The 13,207-nt window shown below is 69.3% G+C and carries 2 protein-coding genes; both read right to left on the minus strand.

Translation table 11 applies throughout. The features are described 5' to 3' along the window. Positions 1-97: 97 nt before the first annotated feature. Positions 98-8,554 carry an ESPR-type extended signal peptide-containing protein gene (locus tag ABIA73_RS10010; protein ID WP_354275725.1) on the minus strand — a complete coding sequence of 2,819 codons (8,457 nt, stop codon included), beginning with the start codon at positions 8,552-8,554 and terminating at the stop codon, positions 98-100. 440 nt (positions 8,555-8,994) lie between these two features. Next, on the minus strand, positions 8,995-12,879 hold the full coding sequence (gene purL, locus ABIA73_RS10015) for a phosphoribosylformylglycinamidine synthase (protein ID WP_282280454.1): 3,885 nt from the start codon (positions 12,877-12,879) through the stop codon (positions 8,995-8,997). Positions 12,880-13,207 lie beyond the last annotated feature (328 nt).

Raw genomic sequence — 13,207 nt, forward strand, 5'->3', positions numbered from 1 at the left:
CTGCCCTGGCTGGCCCACCAGGGTTGCCATGCCACGCCCCTTTGGCGCTCACTGCTCGACGTGCCGATGGGTTGCCCACCGGCACGTTGTTGCGCACTTACCAGCCGAAGCCGGCACCCACGCCGACCGAGCTGTCATCACTGCTGAAGGCACCACCGACGGTGACCGTGGCGCGATCGCTGATCGCACGCTGGTAGCCCAGCGACATGGCCGACTCGCCTCCCTGGAAACCGATGCCGACGCCGACCCGGTTCTGGGTGCGGATGCCGGCGGCACTGGTGGCCATGTTGAGCATTGCTGCGCTCATCGCGCCCTGGCGGTCGATGCGGCGATCCATGTGGCGCAGGCGTCCATCAACTTCGCCCTTGAACACATCGAAGCTGTCGGTGACTGCCTGCACGCGGCTGTCGGTGTAGCTGTTGGCGGTGGTGATGCCACGATCCAGCTGGCCCTTGTTGACCGCATCGGTTGCGGTGGTACCGGCCGCCACGTTGGTGACCTGGCGTTCGTTGCCCTCACTGCCGACCGAGACGGTGTTGGCGCGATCGGCAACCGAGCCCTGGCCCAGCGCCACCGCATTGGCCGCCGTTGCACTCGCGCCCTGGCCGACAGCGGTGGACGATGCACCGCTGGCGACTGCGCCATCGCCCATCGCGACGGCGTTGACGCCACCGCCTGCGACCAGTGCTGGCTGAGCACTGCCTGCGCTGGCAGCGGTCGGCGTGCCCTGCACACGGGCCGTCGCCGATCCGCCATCCGCCAGGCTCGCGTCGGTGGCAGCCGACGCCGTGGCCACGTTGGACGCGTCTGCGTCCAGCGGAGCGGCCATCGAACGCAGGCTGGCCGCGCCGGAACGCGTGCCGCTGGCGGTGCGACGATCGATCTCGCTGACCTTGCGGTCCAGTGCGCCCAGCGCGTCGCCGACGTTGCTGTAGGTGGACCCCTGGATCACATAGTTCGGCGCGACGAACACGCCCTGCATGCCGACGCTGGCACCGCCGCCGAGGAAGCTGGCGGCATCGCTGAGCGACTGGAACAGCTGCCCACCGTTGATCGCCTGGCGGCTGCCGGAGGCGATGCTGCCGGCGCCGACGTTGTCGATGGTGGTGCCCTGGATACCGGCCAGGGTCAGGCGGTCACGGCTGGCATCGTCGTAGCCGACCGAGCTGGCCGCGCTGGTTTCAACGGTGGCGATGCGCGAGTCGAAATCACCGACCCGGGTTTCCACCGCACCCACGCGCTGGTTGGTGACGTTGAGCTGTGAACCGGTCACGGCGTCGCTGCTGCCGGCGGCGATACGGCCATCGGCAACGTTGACGATGCGGCGTGTAGCAGGACCATCCGTGCCGTTGCCGCCGCCGACCGACACCACGTTTGCATCCACCGCACGCGCGCCGGCACCGAGTGCCACTGAGTTGCTGCCGGTGACGGCGGCATTGGCGCCTACGGCCAGTGATGCGTTGCCGACGGCGCTGGCGTTGCTGCCCAGTGCATTGCTGCGGTTGCCACTGGCAGTGGCACTGGAGCCCACCGCCACTGCGTTGGTACCGCTGGCAGTGGCGGTGCCGCTGCCGTTGGCACGGAAGTGCCTGCTGGTGGCGTCGGCGGTGGAGGCCACCGCATCCAGCTGGCCCTTGTTCACCGCATCGTTGGCCTGGGTACCGGCGGCCACGTTGGTCACCTGGCGGTTGATCGCGCTGTGGCTGACCCCGGCAGCATCGACCCACTCCTGCGCCGCACCCACCGATACCGCATTGGCACGGTCGGCCAGCGAACCTGCACCGAGCGCCACGCTGTTGTCGGCGTCCTTGGTGGTCCAGGTATTGCTGCCCAGCACGGTGGCATTGGTGGCCTGCGCATAGCTGTTGTAGCCGACCACGGTGGCACCGTCCTCGGTGGCCCATGCCTCGCTGCCGATCGCGGTGGTGTGCTGGCCCGTGCCAACGCTGTTGGCGTCCTGTCCGGCCAGCGCGTTGAAGCCGACCGCCACGCCATTGAGCCCGGTGGTGGCATTGTTGCCCAGTGCGGTACCGAACTGGCCGGCGCGCGCCTGCACGCCGAAACCAGCACCGGCGATCTGCGCGACGGTGCCCTGGCCCACGGCTGTGGACACTTCGGCGGCCTGCGCGCCACTGCCCAGCGCGGTGCCGAAGAAGGCGGCCGTGGCACCGGCGCCGTAGGCGGTGGACTGCCAGCCGTTGGCCGACGAGAAGTTGCCGACGGCGGTGGCTTCGCGACCATCAGCGGTTGCGCCATAACCGACGGCCGTTGCGGCCAGCCCGTTGGCCTGGGCGATGCCGCCGACGGCGACCGCACCGATGCCCTGCGCCTGGGACTGCGCACCGAGGGCCACACTGGCCGGGCCTGCGCTGCTGCTTTCCACGCCGATGGAAATCGCGCCACCGGCCGTGCTGCTGGCGCTGCTGCCGATCGCCACACCGTCTTCACCACTGGCCAGCGCATTGAAGCCGACGGCGGTGGCGTTGGCCGCGACCGCGGTGGCACCACTGCCGAGCGCACTGGCGCCATTGCCGATCGCATTGGCCGCTTCACCGGCCGCCAGCGCATTGTCACCTTCGACGTAGGCACCGGCGTCGCTGTCGGCACTGCCGCTGGCCTGGAAGTGCTTGCTGGTCTTGTCGGCGACACTGGCCACGGCATCCAGCTGGCCCTTGTTCACTGCATCGGTGGCCTCGGTGCCGGCGGCAACATGGGTGACCTGGCGTTCACCGCCCGCGCTGCCGACGGCCACCGTGTTGTCACGGTCGGCCTTCGAGCCCGCGCCAAGGGCGACACTGTTGACACCGTTGGCGGTCGCGCTGGCACCCAGGGCGGTGCTGTCAGCCGCATCGGCCCATGCATTCCAGCCGATCGCGGTGGCGTAGTCATCGGTCGCCCAGGCACCGGCACCGAAGGCCGCCGCACCGGTACCGCTGGCACGCGACGGGATCAGGCCGAAGAAGGTGCTGCCGCCGATGGCGACACTCTCTGCGCCACTGGCTTCGCTGGACTGACCGACGGCGACGGCGCCGCTGCCTGCTGCCGCCGCTCCGAAGCCGACAGCCGTGGTGTTGGCACCGGTCGCCGCCGAGCCGTAGCCCAGTGCGGTGCCGAGGCGGCCGCTGGCTTCGCTGTAGCCACCGATGGCGGTGGTGCCATCGGCCGAAGCGGCACTGCGGAAACCGCTGGCCAGCGACTGCGCACCGCTGGCGACGGCCTCCGCACCGTTGGCGGTGCTGTAGACGCCGCTGGCCTGTGCAGCGGTGCCGGTAGCGGTGGCGCTGATGCCACTGGCTACCGCGCCGTTGCCGAGTGCGGCACTGTCTTCACCGGTGGCCTGCGCGTTGCTGCCTACCGCAGCCGCATTGCTGCCCGTGGCCAGCGAGTTGATGCCCACGGCGGTCGCGTTGGCGGCCACGGCCGTGGCACCACTGCCGAGCGCGGTGGCGCCATTGCCGATCGCATTGGCCGCTTCACCGGCAGCCAGTGCGTTGTCGCCTTCCACATAGGCACCGGCATCACTGTCGGCGCTGCCGCTGGCCTGGAAGTACTTGCTGGTGTTGTCCGCCGTTGCGGCGACAGCATCGAGCTGGTTCTTGTTGACCGCATCGGTGCCTTCGGTGCCAGCCGCCACGTGGGTCACCTGGCGTTCGCTGCCGGCACTGCCGACGGCCACCGTGTTGTCACGGTCGGCCTTGGAGCCTGCGCCCAGGGCGACGCTGTTGGCACCGTTGGCGGTAGCGCTGGCGCCCAGTGCCGTCGACTCGGCGCCATCGGCCCACGAATTCCAGCCGATTGCAGTGGCGTAGTCCTCGGTGGCCCAGGCACCGGCACCGAACGCCGCTGCGCCGTAGCCACTGGCACGTGATGGCACCAGGCCGAAGAAGGTGCTGCCACCAATGGCCACGCTCTCATCGCCGCTGGCTTCGCTGGAATCACCCATCGCCACCGAGCTGGCGCCCGACGCCGCAGCGAACACGCCGGCAGCGGTGCTGTTGGCACCACTGGCCACGGTGCCATAGCCCAGCGCCGAGCCGAGGCGACCGCTGGCTTCGCTGTAGCCGCCGACTGCGGTGGTGCCGTCTGCAGAGGCTGCCGAACGGAAGCCACTGGCCAGCGACTGCGCACCGCTGGCGACCGCCTCGGCACCGTTGGCCGTGCTGTACACCGCCGTCGCCTGCGCGCCTGCACCGGTTGCGGTGGTGCTGGTTTCGCTGGCCACCGCGCCGCTGCCGAGCGCCGCACTGTCTTCGCCCGTCGCCTGTGCGTTGTTGCCCACCGCAGCCGCACTGCCGCCGCTGGCCAGGCTGTTGAAGCCTACCGCCGTAGCGTTTGCCGCTACCGCTGTTGCACCACTGCCGAGTGCGGTGGCGCCGGTGCCGATCGCATTGGCGGCCTCACCGGCGGCCAGCGCGCTGTCACCTTCCACGTAGGCACCGGCATCGCTGTCGGCGCTGCCGCTGGCCTGGAAGTACTTGCTGGTCTTTGCGCCTTCGGCGGCCACCGCGTCCAGCTGGTCCTTGTTCACCGCATCGGTACCCTGGGTACCGGCGGCCACGTTGGTGATCTGGCGGGTGTTGCCGCCGCCACCGACCGACACGGTGTTGTCGCGCTCGGCAATCGAATCGGCACCCAGCGCCACGCTGTTGGCACCGCGCGATTCAGCCGCATTGCCCAGCGCGGTGCTGTTGATGCCCGGCGCATAGGCGCCGCCACCGACCGCGGTGGAATAGTCGCCGGATGCTTCGGTCGCCAGCAGGCCGAACAACGATCCACCGACGGCCACGGCATTGGTGCCGGTAGCCAGGCTGCCCTGGCCGGTGGCGGTGCTGTAGGCACCGGACGCTTCCGAATCGCCACCAAGCGCGACGCTGTTGGAACCGGACGCGTTGGCAAAGTTGCCGAAGGCAGTGGCGTTGAATGCCGAGGCGTTGGCGTAACCGCCGATGGCGGTGCTGTAGCCACCGGTCGCTTCGGCACCGATGCCGAATGCTGCCGAAGCGGTGCCACTGGCCACGCTTTCACTGCCGACCGCAGTGGCGGCCTCACCGCTGGCGTTGCTGAAGTAGCCTACCGCCACGGCTTCTTCGCCGCTGGCTTCGGACAGCACGCCGCTGGCGGTGCTGCCAGCGCCGCTGGCCACCGAGGCCGCGCCGAAGGCCGCACTCTGCTCGCCGCTGGCTTCGCTCTCGGCACCATGAGCAGTGGCGTATTCGCCGGTCGCCTGTGCGTTGGCACCGATGGCGCTGGCATTGGCCGCGCTGGCCAGGGCATTGAAGCCGATGGCCTGTGCGTTGCCGGCCAGTGCATTGGCGCCACTGCCGAGGGCGGTTGCGCCGTTGCCGATGGCATTGGCCGATTCACCCGCGGCCAGCGCGTTGTCACCTTCCACGTAGGCACCGGCGTCGCTGTCGGCACTGCCGCTGGCCTGGAAGTACTTGCCGGTGGTCGCGGCACTGGCTGCAACCGCGTCGAGCTGCGACTTGTTCACCGCATCGGTGGCCTGGGTACCGGCCGCCACACTGGTGATCTGCCGCTCATTGCCCGCGCTGCCCACCGACACGCTGCGGTCGCGGCTGGCCACCGAACCGGCACCCAGCGCAACCGCGTTGTTTCCGCTGGCCGTGCTGCCCGCGCCCAGGGCGATCGCACTTTCACCGCCGGCCACCGTGTTGGTGCCGATGGCGATGCTGTTGATGCTGTTGCCCAGCGCCTGGAAGCCCAGCGCAACACTGTTGTCGCCGTAGCTGAAGGCGCCACGGCCGACGGCGGTGGAACTGGTGCCGTTGGCCCAGCTGTTGTAGCCGATGGAGGTGGCACCGTTGGCGCTGGCCCATGCCGCCGGACCAAACGCGGAGGCATTGCGGCCGGTGGCCCACGCGCCGGCACCGAAGGCGGTGGCGCCTTCCTCGCTGGCAGTGCTGTAGCCACCCACGGCGGTGCTGTCATCGGCCTTGGCGAAGGCGCTGTCGCCGACGGCGACGGCATAGCTGCCGGTAGCGCGCGACTTGCCGCCTGCCGCGAAACTGTTGTCGCCGGTGGCCTGTGCCGCATTGCCGAAGGCGCTGCTGCTGGCACCGGTCGCCTGCGCGGCATTGCCGACGGCGGTGGAACCGGCCGAAGCGGTGGTGCCGATCTGCACTGGGTTGCCCTGCTCATCCAGCAGCGGCTGGTTGTATTCGTCGTAGGCCTGGCCGAGGCCACCCACGGCTACCGCACCGTCACCGTCGGCGAAGGTATTGCGACCCAGCGCCACGCTGTCGGCGCCGATGGCCGCAGCGCCTGCGCCCTGTGCCAGCGCGCCGGCACCGATGGCGTTGCTGGCCGAACCCGCCGCTACCGCACCCTCGCCTTCTGCGTACGCACCGGCATCGCTGCCGCTTTCCGGCTGCGCCTGGAAGAAGCGCGCGGTGGTGTCGGCGGTGCTGGCCACGGCGTCCAGCTGGGCCTTGTTCACTGCATCGGTGGCTTCGCTGCCGGCCGCCACGCTGGTGATCTGCCGCTCGTTGCCGGCACTGCCCACGGCCACGCTGTTGGCGCGCACCGCTTCGGAATTGGCGCCCAGTGCAACGCTGTTGGCACCACGCGCAGTGGCGTAGTAGCCGACGGCGGTGCTCTGCGTGCCACTGGCCCAGGTCTGCGCGCCCAGCGCGCTGGCGTTCTCGCCCGGTGCATAGGCGAAGTAGCCCACTGCGACCGACTCGGCACCGGAGGCCTCGGTCAGGCTGCCATTGGCCACGGCCTGGTCGCCGCTGGCGATGGCACCGGCACCGACGGCCGTGGCCGCTTCGCCACTGGCCTGGGTCTGCACGAAGAAGCCCAGGCCCGGGATCAGATCGGCCGGGCCACCGATGGCCACGCTGCTGGTGCCGGTAGCGTTGCTCTGCGTACCGACGGCCGTGGAGTAGTCGCCGATGGCATTGGAGACAGCACCGAACGCCGACGACTGTGCGCCTGCCGCGTAGGCTCCCACACCATACGCCGACGCTGCGAAACCACCGGCATCGGCGCTGGCGCCGACGGCGGTACCACCGACCCCGGCACTGGTGGCGCCGGTCTCTACCGGCACGCCACCACTGGTGATCAGCGGATTGCCATCGGCATCCACCGCAGCACCGCCGACGGCGACGCTGCCCGGGCCGACTGCCTGCGCGTTGTTGCCGAAGGCCGCGCTGTTCTGGCCAGATGCAAGCGCGTTGTTGCCGACGGCGGTGGCGTTCTGCGCGACGGCGGTCGCACCTGCACCGACGGCGGTCGTACCGTTGCCGATCGCATTGGCGGCTTCGCCAGCGGCGAGCGCGTCATCTCCCTCGGCCAACGCACCGGCATCGCTGTTGCTGCTGCCGGTGGCCTGGAATCGCTTGGCGGTGGTATCGGCTACCGCTGCCACGTCCTTCAACTGAGCGACGTTGACCGCATCGGTATCTTCGGTACCGGCGGCAACGCTGGTGATCTGCCGGGTCAAGCCGTAGTCGACCGCACCCACCGACACGGTATCGACGCGGTCGGCCAGCGAGCCGGCGCCCAGCGCCACGCTGCCGGTAGCCACGGCCGCCGAATTGGAACCCAGCGCGGTGCTGTATTCGCCCACCGCCGTGCTGAACGCACCGACGGCAATCGACGCTTCGTTGGCGGCGGTCGCACCGCGGCCCAGCGAGGTGCTGCCGGGGCCCATCGCCACGGCGCCCGCGCCGACCGCGGTAGCGCCATCGGCGCTGGCTTCGGACAGTGCACCCAACGCGGTGGCTGCGCCGTTCTCGCTGGCGGCCACGGCACTTGCGCCTACCGCCGTATCGCCAAGGCCGAAGGCGGCCGCACTCTGCCCGACCACTACGCTGGCATCACCCAAGGCGAGCGCGTTCTGGCCGAAAGCACTGGCACCAAGTCCTGCGGCAATCGCCTGGGTGCCGACCGCGGTGGTGGCGTTGGCCAGCGACTGGCTGCCACTACCGACCGCGATGGCGCCCTGGCCTTCGATCTTTGCCGCGTCGCTGTCATCACCAGCGCCATCGGCCTTGAAATAGCGGCTGCCCTCGGCCGCCGCCTGCGCAAGCGCGGCCTGCGTGGCGCGCGCCTGTGCGTCCAGCTGTGCCTTGTTCACCGCATCGGTGGCGGCGGTACCGGCGGCGACGTTGGTCACCTGCCGTTCCTTGCCTGCATCACCGACAGAAACGGTGTTGGCGCGCGTTGCCTTGGAGCCGGCGCCCAGCGCCACGCTGTTGGCGCCGGTGGCGCTGGTACCCGCACCAATCGCCACCGCGTTGCTGCCCTTGGCGCTGGCGCTGCCATCGACCGCGCACTTGTCCAGCACCTTGCTGTTGAGCACCACGCAGTTCGCGCTGCCCCCAATCTCGACCGACTGCGCCGCAGCGATGCCGGTCATGCCCAGTCCCATTGCCAAGGCCAGCGCTGCAGCCAGTCGTGCCGGCGCGGCATCGGTCGCACCGCGGCGCTGGTCGACGACCCCGCCTGATGAGCTGGAAGAGGCCAGTTCCGAGGCCACCACCAACTGACCCAATGCTTTGTTCCAGACCTTGCGATAAATCCGATTCATCGGTACGGCTCCTGATTGGACTGGTTTTGGGCAAAGCAACGCCACCGCCGAGCCTTCGTGGCCCAACGTCCCCTGGGGGCGTTTATTCGCGTGATTTACTGCGGGTATTGCCGAACGGCGCGCAGGGACAGAAAACCGAGCGCATGCGCCGTGCGGTTACTGCGGGATGAACAGATTTGAAACGGGGGTCAAGTGTTAACGGCATCTTTGCGGATCGTCAAGAGTTTGACGCAGCAAAACCCATTGCCGTGAAGCAGTTCACTGTTTCACTTGTTTATGTACGCATTTTGTTAGGCGCACGTGAGGAAATCCTCACTTATGAAAACGCATGTAACTGATGGCCAGTTCAGGAGTTTCCGTATGGACAAAGAAAAACCCGCCGGTTTCCCGGCGGGTTCTCCATACGCGATGGCATCGTCAGCTGCGCAATGCGCGTGCGATCAACCGCACCACACCCGTGCGTTGCGGAACATGCGCATCCACGGTGAATCGCCCTGCCACTCGGACGGGGCCCAGCTCAGGTTGAGCGCGCGCGGGGTGCGCTCCGGGTGCGGCATCATGATGGTCACCCGGCCGTCGGTGCTGGTCAGGCCGGTGATGCCGTCGGGCGAGCCATTCGGGTTCAGCGGGTACTGGCTGGCGACGTTGCCGTTGCCATCGATGTAGCGCAGTGCGACACGGGCTGTGGCCTGGTCGACGGCGTTGTCGAACACCGCCTGGCCTTCGCCATGTGCCACCGCCACCGGCAGGCGCGACCCGGCCATGCCACGCAGCAGGATCGACGGCGACTCCACCACTTCCAGCAGCGCGGTGCGGGCTTCGAACTGCTCGCTGGCGTTGCGGCGGAACTGCGGCCAGTGTTCGGCACCGGGGATGATGTCCTTCAGCTGGCTCATCATCTGGCAGCCGTTGCACACGCCCAGGGCGAAGCTGTCCTCGCGCGCGAAGAACGCGGCGAAGGCATCGCGCAGCGCGGTACGCTCGAGGATCGAGGTCGCCCAGCCGCGGCCGGCACCGAGCACGTCGCCGTAGCTGAAGCCGCCGCAGGCAACCAGGCCGGTGAAGTCCTGCAGCGCCACGCGGCCTTCGATGAGGTCGCTCATGTGCACGTCGAACGCGCGGAAGCCGGCACGTTCGAAGGCGTTGGCCATTTCGATCTGGCCGTTGACGCCCTGTTCGCGCAGGATCGCAACGCGCGGACGCGCCCCGGTCTGCACGAACGGTGCGGCAACATCCTCATTGGGATCGAAGCTCAACTTCGGCTTCAGGCCCGGCGCGGTAAAGGCGCGGGCGATCTCGCGCTCGGCATCGGCGTTGGCCGGATTGTCGCGGCGCTTCTGCATGGCGTGGGTGACCGACCACCAGGCATCGAACAGCGCTTCCCAGCGCCATTCGGCCAGCGACTCACCGCCCAGCGACACCCGCACCACCGGCGCAGTGGTCGGCTTGGCGATGCGCTGTGCGCACTCGGTCAGCGCATGGCGCTCGACCAGGTCGGCGAACGCGGCGCGGTCTTCGCGGGCGATCTGCACAACGGCGCCCAGCTCTTCATTGAACAGGCTGCGGAACGGGTCATCGCCCCAGGCATCGAGGGTGATGTCCAGGCCCAGGCGCGAGGTGAAGGCCATTTCGCACAGCGCGGCGAACGCACCACCGTCGCTGCGGTCGTGGTACGCGCGCAGCAGGCCGGCCTGGCGTGCATCGCGGATCAGCTCGAAGAAGCCACGCAGGCGCTGCGGGTCGTCCAGGTCCGGGGCGGCACCGGCGAAGGCCGGCAGGTCGCCGTGGTCGGCATGCACCTGGGCCAGGATCGAACCGCCCAGGCGCTGCTTGCCGGCACCGAGGCCGATCAGCCACAGCTCGCTGTCGATATCGCGGTCCAGCAGCGGGGTCAACTGCTGGCGCGCATCGGCCACCGGCGCGAACGCGGTGATGACCAGCGACACCGGCGACACGCTCTTGTGCGCCTGCCCCTGGTCGTGCCACTGCGCCTGCATCGACAGCGAGTCCTTGCCCACCGGGATGCTGATGTCCAGCTGCGGGCACAGTTCCATGCCCACCGCCTTCACCGCGTCGTACAGCAGCGCGTCTTCGCCCGGGTGGCCGGCAGCGGCCATCCAGTTCGCCGACAACTTGACTTCATCCAGCGCATCGACCGGGGCCGCGCACAGGTTGGTCAGTGCTTCGCCAACGGCCATGCGGGCCGAGGCAGCCGCGTCCAGCAGCGCCAGCGGCGTGCGTTCGCCCAGTGCCATCGCCTCGCCGGCCACGCCGTCGAAATCGGCCAGGGTGATCGCCACGTCGGCCACCGGCAGCTGCCACGGGCCGACCATCTGCTCGCGCGCGGTCAGGCCGCCCACGCTGCGGTCGCCGATGGTGACCAGGAAGTTCTTGGAGGCCACGGTCGGGTGTGCGAGCACGCGCAGCCCGGCTTCCTGCAGATCCAGGCCACCGGTCTTCAATGCCGGCCAGCGCGGTGCCGGCGGGTGCGCGGTATCGCGGTGCATCTTCGGCGGCTTGCCGAACAGCACGTCCATCGGCAAATCGATGGGCGCATCGGCCGGGATGTTGCCCGGCACGGCACCATAGGCCACCACCAGGTGTTCGGCTGCGGTGGCGACACCGACCGCAGCGAACGGGCAGCGCTCGCGCGCGCACAGCGCGGCGAATTCAGCCAGACGCTCCTGCGCCACGCCGAGCACGTAGCGCTCCTGCGACTCGTTGCACCACAGCTGCATCGGCGACAGCGACGGATCGTCGGTGGGCACCTTGCCCAGGTCGATGATGCCGCCCACGCCGGAATCGTGCAGCAGTTCGGGAATGGCGTTGGACAGGCCACCGGCACCGACGTCATGGAAGAACTTGATCGGATTGTCAGCGCCCATCGCCACGCAGCGATCGATGACCTCCTGGCAGCGACGCTCCATTTCCGGGTTGTCGCGCTGCACGCTGGCGAAGTCCAGGTCCTCGGCGCTCTCACCGGAAGCGACCGAACTGGCGGCACCGCCGCCGAGGCCGATCAGCATCGCCGGGCCGCCGAGCACGATCACGGCATCGCCGTCCTGCAGCAGGATCTTGTCGACCTGCACGCGATCGATGGCGCCGAGGCCACCGGCCAGCATGATCGGCTTGTCGTAGGCGCGCACCAGGTCGGCGCCTTCCGGCAGTTCGAAACTGCGGAAGTAGCCGAGCAGCGCCGGGCGGCCGAATTCGTTGTTGAACGCGGCGCCGCCGAGCGGGCCGTCGGTCATGATCTCCAGCGCCGGGGCCATGCGCGGGTTCAGCGCACGCGGCGCTTCCCACGGCTGCGGCAGCTCGGGAATGCGCAGGTGCGAGACCGAGAATCCGCTCAGGCCGGCCTTCGGCTTGCCGCCACGACCGGTCGCACCTTCGTCGCGGATTTCACCACCAGCGCCGGTCGACGCGCCCGGGAACGGCGCGATCGCGGTCGGGTGATTGTGCGTTTCCACCTTGATCTGGAACGCGCTGGGCACCTGCGGTTCGCGGCGGTACTCGCCGCTGGCCGGGTCCGGGCGATAGCGCGAGGCCGGATGGCCTTCGATCACCGCCGCGTTGTCGCTGTACGCGCTGAGCGTGTGCTGCGGGGTCTGCTGGTGGGTGTTCTTGATCATCCGGAACAGCGAGCGGTCCTGCTCCTGGCCGTCGATGGTCCAGCTGGCGTTGAAGATCTTGTGCCGGCAGTGCTCGGAATTGGCCTGCGCGAACATCATCAGTTCCACGTCCGACGGCGACCGGCCCAGCGCGGTGAAGCGCTCGCGCAGGTAGTCGATCTCGTCCTGCGCCATGGCCAGGCCGAGGCGCTGGTTGGCGGCCTCCAGCTGGTCCACCGGCACGCGCTCCAGTTCGCCACGGGCCGGGGTCGAGAACAGGGAGTGGCCCTGATCGACGCGCTCCAGCACCGACTGCGTCATCGGGTCGTGCAGCACCTTGACCAGCGCCTGCTGGGCGGCAGCGTCTGTCGGCCAGCCCTGCACGTCGATGCGCAGGCCACGCTCGACCCGGCTCACCGGCTGGCCGGCACCGCGGACCAGCTCGCTGGCCTTGCTCGACCACGGCGACAGCGTGCCCAGGCGCGGCACCACGATGCGGCTGACCGCACCGTCAGCGACCGCCTCGGACTGCGGGCGGGCTTCCAGGATGCGGCACAGGGTATCGACGTCGGGGGCGGCAGTGCCCTCGGCCTGCACGAAGTAGACGTGCCAGGCACCGCTGATGCGCAGGGAGGGAGCGATGGACTGCAGGCGGGATTCAAGACGTTCGCGGCGGAACGGCGACAGGGCGGGCGCGCCCTCGAGGACCATCATGTCCGGGGAACCGTAGTTGGGAAACGGGCCCGACATTGTACCGGAAGCGGGGGGTAGGCTTCGGCCGGGCGGCGCCCGGCACCCGCCGAAGCGGTAGTGCCGGCCGCTGGCCGGCAACCTCAAGAGCAACAGCCGAAGCTGGCATTCCGTGGGATGGCAGGGTGGGTCCGGTTGCGGGGGACGCCGTGAATCCGTCCATGGAGGCTCGGTCGCCGCATCCATGCGGCTCACGCCCCCGCAACCGGACCCACCCCGCCTTCGACAGATTTCCGCGATCTGCGGTAGATCCACGCCATGCGTGGATGCTCTGCGGTAATGCCGGCCGCTG

Source organism: Stenotrophomonas sp. 2694 (genome assembly GCF_040548715.1).
GTDB classification, from domain to species: Bacteria; Pseudomonadota; Gammaproteobacteria; order Xanthomonadales; family Xanthomonadaceae; genus Stenotrophomonas; species Stenotrophomonas indicatrix.

Excerpts from the sequence above, each read along its gene's own strand:
- purL (WP_282280454.1), bottom strand. The coding sequence starts at position 12,879 with ATGATGGTCCTCGAGGGCGCGCCCGCCCTGTCGCCGTTCCGCCGCGAA.
- ABIA73_RS10010 (WP_354275725.1), bottom strand. The coding sequence starts at position 8,554 with ATGAATCGGATTTATCGCAAGGTCTGGAACAAAGCATTGGGTCAGTTG.